This window comes from Corynebacterium sp. HMSC064E10 (assembly GCF_001812505.1).
Classification (GTDB): Bacteria; Actinomycetota; Actinomycetes; order Mycobacteriales; family Mycobacteriaceae; genus Corynebacterium; species Corynebacterium amycolatum.
This window is the reverse complement of the sequence record NZ_KV809174.1, coordinates 42,939-61,043: the sequence shown is the minus strand read 5'-3', so window position 1 is coordinate 61,043 and position 18,105 is coordinate 42,939. Positions and strand designations below refer to the sequence as shown.

22 protein-coding genes are annotated in these 18,105 nt (G+C 58.0%); 11 read left to right on the top strand and 11 right to left on the bottom strand.

The genetic code is table 11. The annotated features are described in order from the left end of the window. Position 1: 1 nt before the first annotated feature. From HMPREF2860_RS08595 to HMPREF2860_RS08570, 6 genes are all read right to left on the bottom strand, one after another. On the bottom strand, positions 2-499 hold the full coding sequence (locus HMPREF2860_RS08595) for a MogA/MoaB family molybdenum cofactor biosynthesis protein (protein ID WP_224786613.1): 498 nt from the start codon (positions 497-499) through the stop codon (positions 2-4). Positions 500-641: 142 nt separating this feature from the next. Next, on the bottom strand, positions 642-1,961 hold the full coding sequence (locus tag HMPREF2860_RS08590) for a S1C family serine protease (protein ID WP_070628822.1): 1,320 nt from the start codon (positions 1,959-1,961) through the stop codon (positions 642-644). Between the two features lie 158 nt (positions 1,962-2,119). Beyond that, complete coding sequence (locus HMPREF2860_RS08585; RefSeq protein ID WP_038626342.1) at positions 2,120-3,676, bottom strand: HAMP domain-containing sensor histidine kinase; 1,557 nt, start codon at positions 3,674-3,676, stop codon at positions 2,120-2,122. Further along, a complete protein-coding gene (locus HMPREF2860_RS08580; protein ID WP_005511429.1) occupies positions 3,676-4,368 on the bottom strand; it encodes a response regulator transcription factor in 693 nt (230 codons plus the stop codon). Before HMPREF2860_RS08580 ends, HMPREF2860_RS08585 begins: the two co-directional genes overlap by 1 nt. Positions 4,369-4,607: 239 nt before the next feature. Beyond that, the gene (gene rpmF, locus HMPREF2860_RS08575; protein ID WP_005511439.1) at positions 4,608-4,781 is read right to left on the bottom strand and encodes a 50S ribosomal protein L32; all 174 of its coding nucleotides are present in this window, start codon (positions 4,779-4,781) and stop codon (positions 4,608-4,610) included. A 21-nt stretch (positions 4,782-4,802) separates the two neighbouring features. Continuing rightward, positions 4,803-5,069, bottom strand: a complete 267-nt coding sequence (locus tag HMPREF2860_RS08570; protein WP_005511390.1) for a type B 50S ribosomal protein L31 — start codon at positions 5,067-5,069, stop codon at positions 4,803-4,805. Positions 5,070-5,544: 475 nt separating this feature from the next. Between HMPREF2860_RS08570 and rpmB the strand changes: the two genes are divergently transcribed. From rpmB to HMPREF2860_RS08535, 7 genes are all read left to right on the top strand, one after another. Next, positions 5,545-5,781: a 50S ribosomal protein L28 gene (gene rpmB, locus HMPREF2860_RS08565; RefSeq protein WP_016423274.1), complete on the top strand. Its 237-nt coding sequence runs from the start codon at positions 5,545-5,547 to the stop codon at positions 5,779-5,781. Positions 5,782-5,783: 2 nt separating this feature from the next. After that, the gene (rpmG, locus tag HMPREF2860_RS08560; protein ID WP_005511413.1) at positions 5,784-5,948 is read left to right on the top strand and encodes a 50S ribosomal protein L33; all 165 of its coding nucleotides are present in this window, start codon (positions 5,784-5,786) and stop codon (positions 5,946-5,948) included. Between the two features lie 3 nt (positions 5,949-5,951). Then, a complete protein-coding gene (gene rpsN / locus HMPREF2860_RS08555; protein WP_005511414.1) occupies positions 5,952-6,257 on the top strand; it encodes a 30S ribosomal protein S14 in 306 nt (101 codons plus the stop codon). Between the two features lie 14 nt (positions 6,258-6,271). After that, entirely contained in the window at positions 6,272-6,523 is a 252-nt protein-coding gene (gene rpsR / locus HMPREF2860_RS08550; RefSeq protein WP_005511410.1) for a 30S ribosomal protein S18, read from the top strand. Positions 6,524-6,688: 165 nt separating this feature from the next. Continuing rightward, positions 6,689-7,624, top strand: a complete 936-nt coding sequence (locus HMPREF2860_RS08545; RefSeq protein WP_038626344.1) for an AEC family transporter — start codon at positions 6,689-6,691, stop codon at positions 7,622-7,624. Positions 7,625-7,678: 54 nt separating this feature from the next. Further along, entirely contained in the window at positions 7,679-8,404 is a 726-nt protein-coding gene (locus tag HMPREF2860_RS08540; RefSeq protein WP_038626346.1) for a TIGR03089 family protein, read from the top strand. 53 nt (positions 8,405-8,457) lie between these two features. Then, positions 8,458-10,068 (top strand): FMN-binding glutamate synthase family protein, encoded by a 1,611-nt coding sequence (locus HMPREF2860_RS08535; RefSeq protein WP_038626348.1) that lies wholly within the window; start codon positions 8,458-8,460, stop codon positions 10,066-10,068. A gap of 21 nt (positions 10,069-10,089) precedes the next feature. Here HMPREF2860_RS08535 and purE read toward each other — a convergent pair whose 3' ends face one another. The 4 genes from purE to HMPREF2860_RS08515 all read right to left on the bottom strand — a co-directional run bounded on the left by purE (position 10,090) and on the right by HMPREF2860_RS08515 (position 13,342). Continuing rightward, the gene (gene purE, locus HMPREF2860_RS08530) at positions 10,090-10,566 is read right to left on the bottom strand and encodes a 5-(carboxyamino)imidazole ribonucleotide mutase (RefSeq protein WP_038629135.1); all 477 of its coding nucleotides are present in this window, start codon (positions 10,564-10,566) and stop codon (positions 10,090-10,092) included. A 130-nt stretch (positions 10,567-10,696) separates the two neighbouring features. Further along, positions 10,697-11,986, bottom strand: a complete 1,290-nt coding sequence (locus tag HMPREF2860_RS08525; protein ID WP_083300193.1) for a 5-(carboxyamino)imidazole ribonucleotide synthase — start codon at positions 11,984-11,986, stop codon at positions 10,697-10,699. A gap of 30 nt (positions 11,987-12,016) precedes the next feature. Continuing rightward, complete coding sequence (locus tag HMPREF2860_RS08520; RefSeq protein WP_070560150.1) at positions 12,017-12,478, bottom strand: YdbT family protein; 462 nt, start codon at positions 12,476-12,478, stop codon at positions 12,017-12,019. A 6-nt stretch (positions 12,479-12,484) separates the two neighbouring features. Further along, complete coding sequence (locus tag HMPREF2860_RS08515; protein WP_080972820.1) at positions 12,485-13,342, bottom strand: biotin--[acetyl-CoA-carboxylase] ligase; 858 nt, start codon at positions 13,340-13,342, stop codon at positions 12,485-12,487. 126 nt (positions 13,343-13,468) lie between these two features. On the opposite strand from HMPREF2860_RS08515, the gene HMPREF2860_RS08510 reads away from it, so the two are divergent. The 3 genes from HMPREF2860_RS08510 (at position 13,469) to HMPREF2860_RS08500 (ending at position 17,100) form a co-directional block, all read left to right on the top strand. Beyond that, the gene (locus tag HMPREF2860_RS08510) at positions 13,469-15,109 is read left to right on the top strand and encodes an acyl-CoA carboxylase subunit beta (protein ID WP_038626355.1); all 1,641 of its coding nucleotides are present in this window, start codon (positions 13,469-13,471) and stop codon (positions 15,107-15,109) included. A gap of 105 nt (positions 15,110-15,214) precedes the next feature. Beyond that, positions 15,215-16,843, top strand: coding sequence for an acyl-CoA carboxylase subunit beta (locus tag HMPREF2860_RS08505; protein ID WP_038626357.1), 1,629 nt, complete (start codon positions 15,215-15,217; stop codon positions 16,841-16,843). Next, positions 16,840-17,100 (top strand): acyl-CoA carboxylase epsilon subunit, encoded by a 261-nt coding sequence (locus tag HMPREF2860_RS08500; RefSeq protein WP_038626359.1) that lies wholly within the window; start codon positions 16,840-16,842, stop codon positions 17,098-17,100. Before HMPREF2860_RS08505 ends, HMPREF2860_RS08500 begins: the two co-directional genes overlap by 4 nt. A 142-nt stretch (positions 17,101-17,242) precedes the next feature. Here the strand turns inward: HMPREF2860_RS08500 and HMPREF2860_RS11340 are convergent, their stop codons facing one another. After that, positions 17,243-17,377, bottom strand: coding sequence for a hypothetical protein (locus HMPREF2860_RS11340; RefSeq protein WP_255463394.1), 135 nt, complete (start codon positions 17,375-17,377; stop codon positions 17,243-17,245). Between the two features lie 108 nt (positions 17,378-17,485). On the opposite strand from HMPREF2860_RS11340, the gene HMPREF2860_RS08490 reads away from it, so the two are divergent. Then, on the top strand, positions 17,486-18,088 hold the full coding sequence (locus HMPREF2860_RS08490; RefSeq protein ID WP_070560152.1) for a Maf family protein: 603 nt from the start codon (positions 17,486-17,488) through the stop codon (positions 18,086-18,088). Positions 18,089-18,105: the final 17 nt, after the last annotated feature.

The following is an 18,105-nucleotide window of genomic DNA, read 5'->3' as shown; positions in this document are numbered from 1 at the left end:
CCTAGACGCTCCAGCGGCAGAGATCATCAAGCACATGAGAGACCAGCGGGAGAATTGTCGCCATGCCATCGCGCACTGCAGCGCGCGACTCCGCGAGATTGATAATCACCGTCTGACCGGACACACCAGCCAACCCGCGTGACAGCCCCGCATCCAAGGCGCCGGCTCCCATACCGGAGTTACGAATAGCCTGCTCAATGCCCTGCAGTCGTACATCGAGAACTTTGCGAGTGGCATCCGGGGTCTTCGCACGAGGCCCAACGCCAACGCCTCCCACCGTGACGACCAAATCCGCGCCACCAACAACAGCGGTATCGAGCGCCTTCCGGATCTCACGCTTCACTGCACCCGTACTGACCACAGCATCGACCGAGTAGCCGTCTTCTTCCAACAGCTCAACCATGAGCGAAGCCGCAGCATCCGGGTTCTCGAAATGATCGCCCACGAGGACTACAAACGCATTTCGGACCTGGCCGTCGTCGTTGATAAGACGCTCCATCTCAGCGAGGTTAACGTCACTTGGCTCAGTACTCACAGTTTCACTCATCTGCTCTAACTCGCTTTCTCCCACAGCTCTACACTCGAAGTTTCACTCGAAAATCTTTTACAGATGGTGAGCTACTACTCCACCACGCTGCTTATCAATCCTGGGCTTCTGCCAAGGTGACATCGACTGTTCGCTCGTTGCCGCCTCGCTCATCTGTAACTGTAAGTGTGACAGAATCCCCGATCCGATGCGAGCGGATAGCCGCAATTAGTGCAACGCCGTTGTCAAGTGTGCGGTCATCAACCTTGGTAATCAGGTCACCGTCTTTCAGTCCCGCTTTGTCAGCTGGGCCGCCTGGCGTTACCTCCCGCACCAGTGCACCACGTGCAATCGGACGCGAATCAATCTGGGCACCAATGACAGGCATCCGGGCCTTACCGGAATCAATCAGGTCTTCCGCTATGCGACGAGCCTGATTAACCGGAATAGCGAAACCAAGGCCAATGCTGCCCGCTTGCTCCGATCCCGCACTGTTAGAGGCAATCACGCTGGGCACACCGATAAGGTTGCCTTCCATATCCACTAGCGCTCCACCGGAGTTACCCGGATTAATCGCCGCGTCGGTCTGGATTGCATCAATGACCGAGGACTGACCGTCTTCACCCGCGGCGGTGACCGGACGATTCTTAGCGGAGACAATGCCCTGCGTAACGGTGGAGGTCAGTCCCAGTGGCGAGCCAACGGCCACCACTTCCTGGCCAACCTGGACCTGCGAGGAATTGCCCAGTGAAATTGGGCGCAGCCCGTTGACACCTTCAATTCGAATAACGGCGATGTCAGTAGCTGCATCCCCTGCAACCAGAGTTGCCGAGTGCGTCGTGCCGTCGGCCAGCAAGACTTCCATTTGTGCGTCCGGGCCCGCGCCTGCGACGACGTGATTATTCGTCAGGACCAGACCGTCGGACGACAGAATGGAGCCTGACCCCGACGCCGTGCCCCGCTCCGAGGCAGTGGTGATGGAGACGACACTGGGAAGGACCTTCTGCGCGACCTTCTCCACGGACCCCTCAGCTGCTGCTACCTGGCGGGTTTCCGCAGGCTTATCCAGCGCGTTGTCCGCGGGGACCGACGACTGCGAGTTGTGAACTACCCATGCGCCGACACCGCCACCAATACCGGCCGAGCACAGCATCAGGGCAGCGACTGCCAGCGCCCCCATGCCCTTAGCCCCCTGGGCACCCTTGGTCTTCTGCTGATTGGCCGGAACGTCCCACTCTGAACCGCCTCCGTAAGCGCCGTTCGGCTGAGACGGGATGGTGTTGTAGTGGGAATTCTCCCAGCCGCGCTCATTGACAGAAAACTGGCTTGTCTCACCAGCATCCCCCATGGCACGGTTCTCGCTGAAGTTGTGAGACTGCGAGGAGTAGTGTCCCCGCTCATCTCCTCGCGAGGAATCGTTGAAAGAGTTGCTCATACGTAATACCTTGCACTGTCTGTCTAACAATTGGCTGAGAGCAGTCTGCAGTCTCGCCGAAAATTCCCCGAATGAAACACCGAATCCCCGCCACGCACTTCCTTAAAAGGCCGCACGCAGCGGGGATTACATCGACTTTGACGTGGGGATATGCGTTTCTAGCTAGGCTCTTGAGCTGAATCGGAGTCTTCATCTCTCCCGCTGTACGGGCTGCCCGGCAGCGTCACCCGCATCAAAGCACCGCCATCGTCGGATTCATCGGCAGTAATCGTGCCCCCGTGGCGGACGATGACTGACTTCACAATGGCCAACCCCAGGCCGGATCCAGGCATAGACCGTGACTGAATGGAACGGTAGAACCGCTCGAAGACCTTGTGACGATCTTCCTTCGGGATACCCGGCCCCGAGTCCGCCACCGTGAATTCAGCGACAACCTCGCTGAGTGGCGTCAGACGAACCCGCACGGTGCCATTTTCTGGCGACCACTTTGCAGCGTTGTCCATCAAGTTCAAAACTGCCCGGCCAAGCCCCGCCGGATCCCCGTAGACATACCACGGAGTGGTCTGCACGTCGAAAGTGATATCCGGCCGACGACGTTCAACACGCGCTAACGACGTGGAAATGATTTCATCGACATCGACATGTTCAATAACCTGTTGCGGCCCATCTTCGCGTGCCAAATCGACGAGGTCACCAACCAATGTCGACAACTCTTCCAGCTGTGCGATGACGTCAGCTTCCAGATCCGCGCGATCCGCATCCGAGATTGCCGCTCCCGAGCGGGAGGCCATCATCAGCAGTTCAATATTTGTGCGTAACGACGTCAGCGGGGTCTTCAACTCATGACCAGCATCTGCAACCAGCTCCGCCTGCTTAATGCGCGACGCTTGAAGTGCAGCCAACATCTCATTGAAGCTGCGGGTAAAGCGCGCAAGCTCATCGTCGCCCTCCACAGGGATTGGGCGCAGCTCATCGGTCTCCGTTACTCGCTCCGCGGCAATGCGCAACCGAGTGACCGGACGCAGACCCGTTGTTGCCACCGTAATACCTGATCCGATGGCGAAGAGAATTCCGATTGCAGAAATACTCAGCAGCACTGCACCGAGCGATTTCAAGACCGACTGCGTCGAGTTCAAGTCCTGCGAGAGAATCAGCGTCGCACCATCTTCGGCGCGGACGGCATATACACGACGGCCGTTGTACTCATCGGTACGAATCGATTCCTGGCGATTCCCTCGCAACACTGCGAGTTCCGGACCACCAATAGAGATTGAGCCACCGCCCTTACCCGCCACACTGCCGTGGGCAAAGTACACCGCATCCAAATCGGGGTTCAGAATCCTGTTTGAGTCCGCCTCAAAAGAGGGACCAATGGCAAACTCCGACGCATACGGGGACATAAGCAGTTTTTCCGCCTGGCTACGGAGGTTACTATCCACTTCGCGGTACAGCGTTGCCTGCACAGTAAAAAACGCAGCCAACGTCATCAGCCCCACAGACATCGCCACAATGAGCGCCGTCAAAATGGTCAGCCGCCAACGCAGTGAAGGGATACGCGAACTCCGGGGCAGATCAACGAGGGACTCCCCTACCGTCCTCTCAGCATCCGCGGACTTCTCTTGCTTTTCACCGGCACCTTGTCCCGGGGTGACCTCGGTGGCGGAACGCTGATCTGATTGCACGCCACCGCCGGTCAAACGACGACGGCGCAACATCACGGTGCGGTCTCCCGCATCACATAACCGACACCACGCACAGTGTGAATCAGACGCGGCTCTCCCTCTGCCTCAGTCTTGCGACGCAGGTAGCCAATGTAGACCTCAAGCGCATTTCCGGACGTCGGGAAGTCATACCCCCAGACGTCCTCCAAAATGGCGGTACGGGAGAGTACACGCCGAGGGTTGCTCATCAGCAATTCCAGCAGCGCAAATTCTGTACGAGTGAGACTAATGCGGCGTTCACCGCGGAAGACCTCACGAGTTTCCGGGTCAAGGGAGAGATCCTCAAACTGCAGAGTTGCGGCATCTTCCATCGCAGGCACTTCCAAAGCAGAACGACGAAGGAGTGAACGCACACGAGCGAGTAGCTCTTCCAATGCGAAAGGCTTAGGCAGGTAGTCGTCTGCGCCGGCATCAAGACCAGCTACGCGCTCGGAGACCGAATCACGTGCAGTCAACATCATGACCGGCAAATCATCGCCTTCGCTGCGAAGCCGACGGCAAACATCGAGGCCGTCGAGCTTCGGCATCATGACATCCAGAATGGCTAAATCCGGACGATCCTTGGCGATCTTTTCCAAGGCCTCTGCGCCATCCTCAGCGAGCTCGACCGTGTAGCCATTAAAAGTCAACGATCGCCGCAACGCTTCGCGTACCGCTTGATCGTCATCAACTACCAAAATCTTCATACTGCCCATTGTGCCTTGAAAATATAAGGTGAGTGTAAATGTGACACAGATTCTTCGTGAGAGAGCTCGCAAAAACTGGGCCATACAACTGAAAAACCTCACCCCATCGCCAAGTACAAGCGATGGGGTGAGGTTAAAAGCTCTTTATCAACCGTTCCTTACGCACTGAACGCACTCTGCACGCTCAAAGCGCTCTGGGATTCAGCGAGGAACGATGTCAGCATCCTTAAAGATGCGCGTTAGAACTTCTCGACGTCAACCAGGCCGAGCTGAACAGCCTTGGCGATGCGACGAGGAACGTTGTAGACGCGGCCGTTTACCTTGACTTCCTGGAGAGCGACGTTGTTGCTCTTCCACTGGGAACGGCGGGCGCGGGTGTTAGCTCGCGACATGCGACGCTTTGGTACTGCCATTTTCTTATTCCCCTCCTATTCTTAGTTCTTCTTCGCGCGGCGAATGCGGTTACCGTAACGACGCTGGAACTTCTCGACGCGACCAGCGGTGTCCATGACACGCTGAGCACCGGTCCAGAACGGGTGCGACTCGCTGGTGACGTCAACGACGATCAGCGGGTACTCGTTACCGTCTTCCCACTCGACAGTGCGGTCGGAGGTGGCGGTGGAACGGGTAAGGAAAGAGTGACCCGTGCCTGCGTCCTTGAAAACCACCGGGTGGTAATCAGGATGGATGTCCTTCTTCATTAATTCTCGTTTCCCTCAGGATTGAACTTCAGGTCGCTTTCACCCAGCTAACAGCGGGAGAATCGTGCCTGAGTTGGGTACGAACACGACTTACAATGACACGCACCAGGTCAATATTTCTACAAACCGGCATGTGACACTCGATGGAATATTACAGGCTCGAGCCCAAAAATTAAAAAAAGGACTCTGCGCTAACGCCCGTCGACAGGCGGGCGCCCGTCAACAAGCACGAACTCTATGACGACATTAGAGATTTGCACCAAGAAAACCACAGTGGAACAGCGATTAGGTTATCCCGCAACTCGTGTGTAAACTGTTCTCTCGCTGTTGTCTAGTTATTCGTTTACGCGCTCAGCGTCGAGTGTCAATGGGCAGCGCCCCGGAAAAGGCCAGGTGGAATCCTTGGTTACTCAATAATCCGGCGTGGCGCACCAGTGATGTCGGCATTGGGCGGCAAGGAAGCAAAGGAATCCCTATGTCGGCGATTTGCCAGGTTACGGGACGCAAGCCGTCTTTCGGCAAGACCGTGTCCCACTCCCACCGGCGCACGTCGCGCCGTTGGAACCCCAACGTGCAGCGTAAGAAGTTCTACCTCGCCTCTGAGGGGCGTCACATCACTCTGAATGTGTCCCCGAAGGGTCTGAAGACCATCGACAAGTACGGTATCGAAGCTGTTGTTGCTCAGATTCGTGCACGTGGGGAGAAGATCTAAAAATGGCACGTAATGACATTCGTCCAATCATCAAGCTGAAGTCCACTGCGGGCACCGGTTACACCTACGTGACCCGTAAGAACAAGCGCAATACCCCGGACCGTATCACCATTAAGAAGTACGATCCGGTTGTCCGCAAGCACGTCGAATTCCGCGAGGAGCGCTAACTCATGGCTAAGAAGTCCAAGATTGCCAAGAACGAGCAGCGCAAGGAAATCGTCGCTCGTTATGCAGAACGTCGCGCTGAACTGAAGCGCATCATCAAGTCCCCGCACTCCACTGACGAAGAGCGCATGGACGCACAGTACGAGCTGAACCGTCAGCCGCGTGACGCGTCCCCGATTCGCGTTCGCAACCGTGACGCTGCAGATGGTCGCCCGCGTGGCTACCTCCGCAAGTTCGGCCTGTCCCGTGTCCGCGTTCGTGAGATGGCCCACCGTGGCGAACTCCCGGGCGTCCGTAAGTCCAGCTGGTAAGTCGAGGAGCACCAATGAAGCGCAATCACTCTAACAAGAAGGCGCGGATGGAGCAGTCCCGCCGCCCGAAGAAGAACCCACTCAAGGCCGCAGGCGTTGAGAAGGTTGATTACAAGGACATTAACCTGCTCCGCCAGTTCATCTCTGACCGTGGCAAGATTCGTTCTCGCCGCGTCACCGGTCTGACTCCGCAGCAGCAGCGCCAGGTCGCTACCGCTGTGAAGAACGCCCGCGAGATGGCACTCCTGCCGTTCACCAGCCGCTAAAGATGGCTGGTCGGCGGGAGCCGATCATTCGAATACCCGCCGAAAGGCCTTATTTACGCGCTGGCCGCATGACGATACATGCGATAACAGCGTAAAACGGACTCAGTCCTTCCCCACCGAGGGGATTGGATTGGGTCCGTTTTTTATTGTCTAAAATATGCACTTATGCCCGCTCTCACCGAAATATTCACCGGCTTTGGTTCCGTCGCAGTACTGATCATTGTTGGCTGGCTGTTTGGGCGCAGTGAGATCGTCGATAAGCGGGCATCTTTTACCCTGAACATGATCGTGTTCTGGATCGCGATGCCGTGCATGCTCGCGCACACGCTCGCGACGGCGGATTCGGCGAACATCTTCGGTTCGGCGTTTGGTGTCGCGGCACTGTCTGCCTTGACCACGGCGGCGTGCTACCGAATCTTTGTGGCACCCATGTTCAAACAGCGCAGCGCTGATGCTGTGGTCGGCGCGATGTCGTCGAGTTACAACAACGTCGCTAATCTCGGTGTGCCCATCGCGGTCGCGGTGCTTCACGACGCTACCGCCGTCGTCCCGGCCCTTATTTTTCAGATTGCTTTTTATGCGCCCGCTTCCATGACGGTGCTGGAGATCCTCACTAACCGCGGCCGCTTTCGACCCCGCAATGTCATCATGGCTCCGCTGAAAAATCCTATTTTTCTGGCTGCGATGGTGGGGCTTGCGATTAATGCGTTTGCTATCGAAGTACCTCAGTTCGTGGCACATCCGGTGGGGCTATTGGGGCAGGCGGCGGTGCCTATGGCACTTCTGGCCTTCGGTATCAGCCTGCATGGTATGCCGTTTATGGAAGCAGGCCACTCCCCTCGTCGCGCCGTCGTAGTGGCGTCGACTCTGAAGCTTTTCCTCCACCCAGCGTTCGCTCTGCTGTTCGGCCATTTCGTCTTTGGACTCAGCGGGCATGCGCTGCTGGCAGCCGTGATTATCGCCGGTTTGCCGACTGCTCAAAATGTCTACACATTCGCGTCCCGCTTCGGCCGGAACCTTGAGCAGGCACGCGATTGTGGCGTGATTACGACAATCGCCTGCTTGCCGACGGTTCTGCTGTTCACCCTGCTGCTGAGTTAGGAGGCTAGGTCTTCACGCCGACGGCATCGCGCAATTCTCGTTACCCTTGGGGACGTGGAGATTCTGAAGACACTTCTCGAGGCCGACCCATCGGTGCCTCGTTTGACCTGTTATGACGAAACTACTGGCGGTCGTACCGATTTGTCGGCGCAGACCCTGGACAATTGGGCCTGCAAGATTGCCAACATGTTGCACGATGAGTTCGACCTCGTCGCCGGGGACCAGGCATGGATTGATCTACCACTAATCTGGCAGTCCGCCTGTATCATTCTTGGCTGCGAGCGCGCTGGCGTCACCGTTAGTGATGAGGAGCCGCTGGTTGTTTTCACCACCGTCACTAACGTCAGCACGTGGGAAGAGAAGTTCCCAGACGCCTATATCGCAGTGCTTACCGACGATCCCTTTGGCCGCGGTGTCGTGGAATGTGGTGATGATATTCCACCGGGAGTCATTGACTTCGGTCCGGAAGTTCGTTTCCACCCAGACGCATATCTAGGCGCAGGCCCGGACTCCGACCAAACCCCCGTTATTGGGGAGAAGTCGGCTGCAGAACTGCTTTCATCAGCTGGCGATTACGCGGACGAGATGCAGCTCACGCCCGGTTCCCGCGTCGTTTCCGACGGCTGGCTGGTGCCTGATTCTTCACAGGTCAGCGGAGATAGATGGGCGCGTAATGTGCTGTCGGCTTGGGTTCAGGGCGGTGCTGCCGTCGTCGTGCGCGGCGGCGATACCGAGCGTGTCGCTGCTATTTCTACGGCCGAAAAAGCCCGTGTGATTTAATCACATCCCCTCCGACGAGAGGCGCTCTCGGCAGGCGCGATAATCTGGAAATTGTGATTACCCGACCATATATTCTCGCGATTCTTGCCCTCATCAATGTTTTGGGCGCACTGGCTGTATGGGATCTGAGCCCGTGGTGGTGGATTCTGATGGCTTTCATCCTCTTCCTGGATGTTGTGGCTATCTATGACATGCTTCAAAAGAAGCACTCCATCTTGCGGAACTTCCCGGTCATTGGCCATCTGCGCTACATGGGCGAGACCATTCGCCCCGAGATGCAGCAGTACTTTATCGAGCGCAACTTCGACGGCGCTCCGTTCGACCGCGATACTCGTACCGTGGTCTACGAGCGTGCGAAGGGGCTGTCCTCAAAGAAGTCCTTCGGTACTGAACGCAAAATTAACGCCCCTGGCTACGAATACGTCCGCCACTCCATGGCACCGAGCCAGCACGTCATCGAAGATCCCCGCGTAGATATTGGCGGTCCGGACTGCACCCAGCCGTACTCCGCGTCGATCTTCAATATTTCAGCCATGAGTTTTGGCTCCCTGTCCCCGAACGCTGTCATGGCAATGAATAAGGGCGCGAAACTGGGCAATTTCGTGCAGGACACTGGCGAGGGCGCTATCAGCCCTTACCACTTGAAGTACGGTGCGGACATCTACTGGCAGCTGGGTTCCGGCTACTTCGGGGCGCGTACGGAGGATGGCGACTTCGATCCGGAGCTGTTCCGCGAAAAGGCTAAGATTTCGCAGGTCAAGGCTACCTATCTGAAAGTTAGCCAGGGGGCAAAGCCGGGACTCGGTGGCATGCTGCCAGGCCACAAGGTCAATGAGGAGATCGCCGCTACTCGCCACGTGCCAGTTGGCAAGGGCGTAATGAGTCCGCCGTACCACCGTGTCTACTCCACCCCGCGTGAACTTGTTCGTTTTATGGGCACAATGCGCGAGCTCAACGGTGGCAAGCCGGTCGGTTTCAAGCTATGCGTCGGCTCGCAGCTCGAGTTCCTCGCCGTGTGCAAGGCCATGCTGGAAGAGAACATCACGCCAGACTTCATCATCGTCGACGGCGCTGAAGGCGGCACCGGCGCTGCGCCGCTGGAATACTCCGACCGCGTTGGCCTGCCGCTTACCGACGGTCTGATTCTCGTCCATAACGCGCTCGTAGGTGCCGGTCTGCGAGATCGCATCAAGCTCGGTGCATCCGGCAAGGTCATTACTGGCTTCGACATTGTTAAGCGCATGTGTATTGGCGCTGACTTTGTGAACTCAGCTCGTGGCATGATGATGGCCACCGGCTGTATTCAATCTCAGCTATGTCACACCAACACCTGCCCGGTGGGTGTGGCTACCCAGGATCCGAGTCTGTGGAAGGCTTTGGATGTCGACGACAAGGGTCAGCGTGTGGCCAACTATCACAATGCCACGGTCGCGGAAGCAGCTAGCCTATTGGCATCGATGGGCCTGAATAGCTTCTCTGAGCTGGGGCCATCCCATCTGCTGCGGCGCACCAATGAGCAGGTCGGTGAGACCTACGCGGAGCTCTACAACTGGCTGCAGCCAGGCGAGCTGCTGAGCGGAACTCGCTTCCACAACTGGGCCGAAGCCTGGGAGACCGCCGACCCGGACACGTTCCACTACCCCGCAGTTCATATGCGCGGGTAGCGTGGGGGCTGGCTGGACGCCCTACTCACCCATCAGCTTCTTGCGCAGGCGCTCGTCCTTTTCCAGGACTTCATCGCGCATATTGGCCTGGTAGTTCTCCATCGCCACAATGAGCTCCGGGTAACCAGCCGAGAGGATACGCACAGCCAGCAGGCCAGCATTCTTAGCGCCGCCCACGCCGACGGTTGCCACCGGAACGCCGCCCGGCATCTGAACAATCGACAGCAGCGAGTCGACGCCCTCCAGGTTCTCGAGTGCACGGGGCACGCCGATAACCGGCAGCGGAGTGGCAGACGCCACCATGCCCGGTAGGTGCGCAGCACCACCGGCACCTGCAATAATGCAGCGCAAGCCCTTATCAGCGGCCGACTTTGCATAATCAATCATGCGTTCCGGAGTACGGTGCGCAGAGACCACGCCTACCTCAAACGGAATTCCGAACTCAGCCAGTACCTCAGCTGCCGGCTCCATGGTCGGCCAATCTGAGTCCGACCCCATAATCAGACCAACCAACGGACCGGTTGCGTTGGCCAGCTTCGGGCTTGCCACCTGGTTTGCTTCAGCCAATGTTGTCTCCTTGAGATAGCAATCTAATTTTTAAAGGCACTAGCTTTAATCGGCGCTAGCTTCATGCCGTGTAGCCGTCTGCCCATACTCCATCGACTACGTAACCAGCAGCTAGGTTGGCAATTCGACGGGTCTCGGCAATGCCCTCCGCGCTTGCGTCATAACCACACAGATTGACGTGACCCAGCTTACGTCCTGGGCGCCAATCCTTGCCGTACCAGTGAATCTTCACCGATGGGAAGCGGCGCCAAACCTCAGCAAAGCGCTGCGCAATCGGCACATCCGAGGCCTCATCACCACCGAGCGTATTGACCATCACCGTCACCGGCGCAGTCGGGCGAGTGGAACCCAGTGGCATATCAGCAACTGCACGCAGGTGCTGCTCAAACTGGCTGGTCTCACAGCCGTCCTGCGACCAGTGGCCAGTGTTGTGCGGGCGCATCGCCAACTCGTTGACGTAGATCTCCGGATTGCCATCGGCATCGACGGTCTCGAACAGCTCAACTGCCAGCGCACCGGTTACTCCCAACTCGGAAGCGATGGTCACACTGAGTCTTTCGGCCGTGCTCGCAAGCTCGTCGGAAAGCCCCGGCGCCGGGCAGATTGCCTCAACACAGATGCCGTCACGCTGCACAGACTCGAGGACTGGCCAGGCCTTGACCTCACCCGACGGTGTGCGGGCACACATGGCCGACAGCTCGCGAACCAGCGCGACCTTCCGTTCGGCCATCAGCGGCACGTCCTTGCCCAACAGTTCGTCGACAAGCGTGCGCAGGTCCTCGCGGTCCTTCGGGAACCACACGCCGTGACCGTCGTAACCGCCACGGCGGGCCTTCAGGCAGACGGCGCCGTCAACGCGGTCGAAGAAGGCCTCGGCATCCTGGACGGACTCGATAGCAGCGTACGCAGGTACCGGAGCACCCAGTTCCTCCAGGCGCTGGCGCATCAGCAGCTTATCCTGCGCGTACAGCAACGCTGAAGGCTGAGGCTGAACCGAGTAGCCCATCTCGGTCAGCTTGTTGAGAAAATCGGTGGGAACGTGCTCATGGTCAAAAGTCACGGCCTGCGCACCAGCGACAGTGCGTTCAACGTCCTCCCAGACGTGGTAGTCGCCGATGATAACGTCCGCACACACCTGCGCTGCGGAAGAATCCGGCGAACCGGCAAGCAAACGGATGGACTGTCCCAGTTCAATGGCCTCAGTCTGCATCATGCGAGCCAGCTGACCATCACCAATCACCGCCACAACCGGCACGCCATCAGCATGCGCGGGGTGCTGCGCAACAGTTAGCGCTGCAGCGGAATCAGAAGTGGAATTAGTGGAGTTTTCAGGGGTATCCGAAGCAATCACACCCCTGATTGTAGGTTATGACCCAAAATTCTAAGTCAACCGGGAGACCAACTTCGCCACCTTACGAGAGCTGGGAATATCTTCCACAGCCAGCGGCGGGCCGAAACTGCGTGTCTGCAGATACAACACTCCGCCTTTGCGATTGACCGCACGCACCGAACGCAGATCAATCGAGACCACCTGCGGACGTACAATGCCGCGGCGCAAAATAATCCGCCTATCAGTCAGCACAAACCGCTCCCCCAGCCAACTTAGTACCGGACGAACAACACGCCAGAGAATAAGCCCCAGCCACGCAAACAGCAGCAGCTGACGCACACCCTGTAAGTCTCCCGGAGCAATCGCAGGGCCGTCGATAAAGCCAATCAGCAACCAGCAGACGCCGGTGATAACCATGAGCTCCAAGAGCGGCCACACCAGCCGACCAAAAGTTGGATTGGTGTCCAGCAGAATTGCCTCGCGCGTGTCCAACTCATCATCGGGAAAGGCCATACAGCACTACCTCCGGTCCGAGTCAGTCTGCGGGGATGCATAGCCGCCGTCAGTGGCACGAACATGGAACACGTCACCGGCCGCAACAAAGTGGCTTGTGCCAGCTTCGTCGGTGACAATCAATTCGCCGTCGGCACGCACACCAACCGCCTTGCCGACCAGCACGCGATCCCCCGGCAACTCCACGCGCACGTTCGAGCCGATGGTCGCGCACACCGCCTCGTAGTCCCGCAGCAACTCAGCATCGCCCTTTCGCCACTGTGCTTGACGACGTCCCAGCGCACGCAGCACACCAGCGGAGATGTCGTCGCGGTCGAGATTGTCTGCGCCCGCCAGGTATAGCGAAGTGGCGTGTGGCACAGGCAACTCGTCTTCCTGCAGAGAAACATTGATGCCGATTCCTGGAATGAGAGCTGGTGGTGTCAGCGAAGCAGCCTCTACCAGAATTCCGCAGAGCTTACGACCGTCAACGAGGACATCGTTCGGCCACTTCAGGGATACGCGCTCAGGCACCAGACCCACGACCTCTACAACAGCATCGACGACTGCGAGACCTGCGACTAAGGGCAAGAGCCCCAGCTGCTCCGGTGCGAGCCCTTGCGGGCGCAGCAGTGTGCTGAGCGCAATGGATGCACCTTCCGGAGCTGTCCAACTACGGCTCAGCCGACCGCGACCTGCGGTCTGCTCCGAGGCGATGAGCGCACTGAGATCTGCCACCTGCCCCAGTGCCGCCTGTTTCCGAAGATCGGCATTGGTCGAACCAGTGGTTTCGACAACCTCAATGGAACTCCAGCCCGGCGCGGCTGCGCGCACACGCGCGGCATCAAGAGGCTTGCGGGAAGCAACAATTCGGGGGTCGGTCATGCACAGCAGTCTAGCGCTATGGCCGGATTCAGCGCGTCGAGGCCTTTCTCAAGGGGACGACAGCGTGAGAATCATCACAGCTCACCCGCTTTACTATTTTCCTTCTCAAACACTACATTCCATAACATGACTATTTCCTCACGTTTGACGGCGGAGCAACACACCACCGCTTTTCTCAATGAAGACCTTCTACGCCGACGCACTGCTGCACTGACTCCGATGGGGTCGCGAGGCTACGACAAGCTCAAACTGACTGAGCGTATGAATGCCCGCGAGCGCATTGACTACCTGCTGGACGAAGGGTCTTTTGTCGAATTCGATGCGCTAGCCCGCCACCGCACTACCGCATTTGGAATGGAAGCCAAACGCCCCGTGACTGACGGAATTATCACCGGCTGGGGAACCATAGACGGCCGTGAGGTCTGCATCTTCTCTCAGGACGGCACAATCTTCGGTGGTGCACTCGGAGAGGTCTACGGCGAAAAGATGGTCAAGATTCAGGACCTTGCCATCACTACCGGCCGTCCCGTTATTGGCATGTACGAAGGTGCCGGCGCCCGCATCCAAGATGGCGCAGTCTCACTGGACTTTATTGCCCAGACGTTCCACCACAACGTTCGTGCCAGCGGCGTCATTCCGCAGATTTCAGTCATTTTTGGTGCCTGCGCAGGTGGAAATGCCTACTCCCCAGCGCTGACGGACTTCGTTGTCATGGTGGAGGAAAACTCCCGCATGTTTGTCACCGGCCCTGACGTAATTGAAACGGTCACTGGCGAAAAGATCGGCCAGCACGAGCTTGGCGGCGCCGACACCCATATGGAGCTCGCCGGAAACTCCCATTACACCGCCACTAGCGAGCAGGATGGACTCGACTGGGTCTGCGATTTGCTCGACTACCTCCCCAACAACACAACCTCCCCCGCGCCCAGTTGGGATTCCAATGCCAGTGACGAGATCACCGACACCGATCGCACCCTCGACAGTCTCATTCCCGACAGCCCTTCCACGCCGTACGACGTGCATGAAGTCATCTACGCGCTTTGCGACGATGCGGAGTTCCTGGAAATCCAGGAAAACCGGGCAGCCAATGTCGTAATTGGCCTTGGCCGTCTCAACGGTCAATCCGTTGGGTTTGTCGCTAATCAGCCCATGGAATTTGCGGGCTGCCTAGATATCGATGCAGCGGAGAAAGCCGCGCGATTCGTTCGAACCTGCGATTGTTTCAACATTCCACTCGTCTTTCTCGTGGATGTACCAGGCTTTCTCCCCGGCTCGAATCAAGAACACCAGGGAATTCTGCGCCGTGGCGCTAAATTGCTCTATGCGTATGCAGAAGCAACCGTTCCTAAAATCACCGTCACCATGCGCAAAGCCTACGGCGGCGCGTATTGCGTGATGGGATCAAAGGGGCTCGGCGCGGATGTAAATCTGGCTTGGCCGACGGCACAGATCGCCGTGATGGGCGCCTCTGGCGCAGTACGCTTCCTCCATCGTGCCGAGATTCGAACCGCCACCGAAGCAGCTCTCGCAAAAGACCCAGCGGCCGATAGATTTGGCACTCCCGAGAGTGTGAAAGAACTCATTGCTGAACTGGAAATGGGATACGAGCAACACATGCTCACGCCTTATCGCGCCGCCGAACGGGGGTTAATTGATGAAGTCATCCTCCCCTCCGAGACACGAACTCGGGTGATAAAAAATCTGCGCCTTCTAACTTCAAAGAAAGTACCGTGGCCTGCGCGCAAGCACGGCAATATTCCACTGTAAGAGCAGGCTTTTTGCTGAACAACGAGCTAGTCATTACCCCTACTTTTGTTAACAGCGATTGCCCCCAACTACCTCCCCCCGTTTTCGAAACGTAAACTAGTTGGCATGACGACTGCCGCAAATACATCAACCGGTGAAACCCCGGATTTGACCACTACTGCTGGAAAACTGGCCGATCTGCGAGCCCGTCTCGCAGAGACCCAGGCCCCAATGGGCCAGGCCGGTATTGACCGCGTCCACGACAAGGGCAAGATGACCGCTCGTGAGCGCATCGAGTTTCTCTTGGACGAGGGCTCATTCGTGGAGGTGGACGCACTCGCGCGTCACCGCTCCAAGAACTTCGGCCTCGACGCCAAGCGCCCTGTCACCGACGGTGTTGTAACTGGTTACGGCACCATCGATGGCCGCCAGGTCTGTGTCTTCTCGCAGGACGGCGCCATCTTCGGTGGCGCACTCGGTGAGGTCTACGGTGAAAAGATTGTCAAAATCATGGATCTGGCCATCAAGACCGGTGTCCCAATTATCGGCATCAACGAAGGCGCTGGCGCCCGCATCCAGGAGGGCGTTGTTTCCCTCGGCCTCTACTCCCAGATCTTCTTCCGGAACACCCAGGCTTCTGGCGTTATCCCACAGATTTCCCTGATCATGGGTGCCTGCGCTGGTGGCCACGTCTACTCCCCGGCTCTGACCGACTTCATTGTCATGGTCGATGGCACTTCCAAGATGTTCATCACCGGCCCGGACGTTATTAAGACCGTCACTGGCGAAGAGGTCACACAGGACGAGCTGGGTGGCGCTGGCACTCACATGAGCACCTCCGGTACTTCGCACTACACCGCTGCTGATGACGAAGACGCTCTGACATTCGTTCAGGAATTGGTCAGCTACCTGCCGTCCAACAACCGCGCTGAGGCTCCTCGCATGGAGGCTGAGCCATTCGAGGGCTCCATCGCTGACAACATCACTGAGACTGACCTCGAGCTCGACACGCTGATTCCGGACTCCCCGAACCAGCCGTACGACATCAAGGACGTCATCACCCGCCTGGTCGACGACGAGGACTTCCTGGAGATTCAGGAGGACTACGCACAGAACGTGGTCATCGGCTTCGGTCGCGTGGAGGGCCGCTCGGTAGGTTTCGTTGCCAACCAGCCGATTCAGTTCGCTGGCTGCCTCGACATCAAGGCATCCGAGAAGGCGGCTCGCTTCGTCCGCACCTGTGATGCCTTCAACATTCCGATCATCATGCTGGTTGACGTTCCAGGCTTCCTGCCGGGCACCAACCAAGAGTTCGACGGCATCATCCGCCGTGGCGCCAAGCTACTGTACGCGTACGCTGAGGCCACCGTTCCGAAGATTACCGTCATCACCCGTAAGGCTTACGGCGGAGCTTACTGTGTGATGGGCTCCAAGGACATGGGCGCTGACATCAACCTGGCATGGCCGACCGCTCAGATTGCGGTCATGGGTGCTTCCGGCGCTGTCGGCTTCATCTACCGCAAGGAGCTCAAGGCTGCTGCGGCCGAAGGCAAGGACGTCGTCGCACTGCAGAAGGAGTACGAGGCAGAGTACGAGGCCACCCTGGTCAACCCGTACATGGCTGCTGAGCGTGGCTTCATCGACGCCGTTATCCCGCCGAGCGAGACCCGCGGCCAGATCATTGAGGGTCTGCGTCTGTTGAATCGCAAGGTTGTTAACGTACCCGCCAAGAAGCATGGGAACATTCCGCTGTGACCGATTCCAAAAACACCCCAGCAACCGAAGACAAGGACACCGCTGCGGTCCCGGCTGCACCGTTCATGTCCGTCCTCAAGGGCAACCCGTCTGACGCTGAAACTGCCACGCTCGCGCTTTTGTTCGCGGGTATGGCAGCAGCTGGCGGTGCCCCAGAGGACCGCGGCCCGCGTAACGACTGGGGCCGGCTGGAAGAGGGGTTCCACCAGCCGCACCAGCACGTACCGGGTACGTTCCGCAACGTCCATTTCTACTAGTACAGCTACCGTTTACCGCGTAGTCGTTACCGCACGCTAACTGCGTCGATTCGCTAGCACGAAGCGCCATCATCGGGTTTTCCGACGGTGGCGCTTTGGTTTTTGTTACTGCCTTGGTCTTGGCTACTGCCTGTTACTGGCGCTACTCACCCAGCGACTCGCCATCAAACTCATCATCGAGCTCCCGGTCCAGACGACGCTGATCGCGGTTACGAGCTGCTGGCCACACCACCTTGAACAGGAAATACACAAACGCCAGACCGATGGCAGCCCCCACCACAGCTCCAGCAATGGATCCCCACGATTCTGATAGCGCCCCACCAGCCACGCATGTTTGTCACAAAAATTAGGCTTTACGATTCCGCCCTCACTAAAATCACTAACTATGAGCAGCCCCCGAATCGTCTTGGCTTCCACTTCCCCTTCGCGACTGCACATTCTGCGCTCTGCAGGCATCGAGCCCATCACAGTAGCGCCCAACGTCGACGAGGATGCCGTGATTACAGCCCTTCCGGACGCATCGCCGGTACGCATCGTCGAGGAACTCGCACAGGCCAAGGCACACGCTGTCTCTCCGGCCTACCCCAATGACATTGTCATTGGCGGGGATTCAATGCTGCTTCTCGACGGAAAGTTGCAGGGCAAGCCCCACACGGAAGAAAAGACCATTGAGCGCTGGCACCAACAGAGCGGCCGGACGGCTGAGCTGATTACTGGTCACTGTGTCGTGACACCAAAGGGCGAGCACCTTGAGGTGGCGATTACTTCCCTCGATTTCGCTGAAGTCCCAGAAGAGGACATCCACGCCTACGCTGCGACGGGCGAGCCACTGAAGTGCGCTGGCGCGTTTACATTGGAGGCTCTAGGCGGCTGGTTTGTCGATGGCATCAATGGCGACTCATCCAGTGTGATCGGACTGTCGCTACCTGTCGTGCGCCGAGCTCTGTATCGCTACGGCTATTCGGTCTCCCAGTTCTGGAATAGGTAGGCATCGCAAGGACGTCG

What these genes read in the sequence shown, in the direction of transcription:
- HMPREF2860_RS08595 (WP_224786613.1), bottom strand. Translation starts at nt 499, where the DNA reads ATGGAGCGTCTTATCAACGACGACGGCCAGGTCCGAAATGCGTTTGTA.
- HMPREF2860_RS08590 (WP_070628822.1), bottom strand. Translation starts at nt 1,961, where the DNA reads ATGAGCAACTCTTTCAACGATTCCTCGCGAGGAGATGAGCGGGGACAC.
- HMPREF2860_RS08585 (WP_038626342.1), bottom strand. Translation starts at nt 3,676, where the DNA reads ATGTTGCGCCGTCGTCGTTTGACCGGCGGTGGCGTGCAATCAGATCAG.
- HMPREF2860_RS08580 (WP_005511429.1), bottom strand. Translation starts at nt 4,368, where the DNA reads ATGAAGATTTTGGTAGTTGATGACGATCAAGCGGTACGCGAAGCGTTG.
- rpmF (WP_005511439.1), bottom strand. Translation starts at nt 4,781, where the DNA reads ATGGCAGTACCAAAGCGTCGCATGTCGCGAGCTAACACCCGCGCCCGC.
- HMPREF2860_RS08570 (WP_005511390.1), bottom strand. Translation starts at nt 5,069, where the DNA reads ATGAAGAAGGACATCCATCCTGATTACCACCCGGTGGTTTTCAAGGAC.
- rpmB (WP_016423274.1), top strand. Translation starts at nt 5,545, where the DNA reads ATGTCGGCGATTTGCCAGGTTACGGGACGCAAGCCGTCTTTCGGCAAG.
- rpmG (WP_005511413.1), top strand. Translation starts at nt 5,784, where the DNA reads ATGGCACGTAATGACATTCGTCCAATCATCAAGCTGAAGTCCACTGCG.
- rpsN (WP_005511414.1), top strand. Translation starts at nt 5,952, where the DNA reads ATGGCTAAGAAGTCCAAGATTGCCAAGAACGAGCAGCGCAAGGAAATC.
- rpsR (WP_005511410.1), top strand. Translation starts at nt 6,272, where the DNA reads ATGAAGCGCAATCACTCTAACAAGAAGGCGCGGATGGAGCAGTCCCGC.
- HMPREF2860_RS08545 (WP_038626344.1), top strand. Translation starts at nt 6,689, where the DNA reads ATGCCCGCTCTCACCGAAATATTCACCGGCTTTGGTTCCGTCGCAGTA.
- purE (WP_038629135.1), bottom strand. Translation starts at nt 10,566, where the DNA reads ATGGGGTCGGACTCAGATTGGCCGACCATGGAGCCGGCAGCTGAGGTA.
- HMPREF2860_RS08520 (WP_070560150.1), bottom strand. Translation starts at nt 12,478, where the DNA reads ATGGCCTTTCCCGATGATGAGTTGGACACGCGCGAGGCAATTCTGCTG.
- HMPREF2860_RS08515 (WP_080972820.1), bottom strand. Translation starts at nt 13,342, where the DNA reads ATGACCGACCCCCGAATTGTTGCTTCCCGCAAGCCTCTTGATGCCGCG.
- HMPREF2860_RS08510 (WP_038626355.1), top strand. Translation starts at nt 13,469, where the DNA reads ATGACTATTTCCTCACGTTTGACGGCGGAGCAACACACCACCGCTTTT.
- HMPREF2860_RS08505 (WP_038626357.1), top strand. Translation starts at nt 15,215, where the DNA reads ATGACGACTGCCGCAAATACATCAACCGGTGAAACCCCGGATTTGACC.
- HMPREF2860_RS08490 (WP_070560152.1), top strand. Translation starts at nt 17,486, where the DNA reads ATGAGCAGCCCCCGAATCGTCTTGGCTTCCACTTCCCCTTCGCGACTG.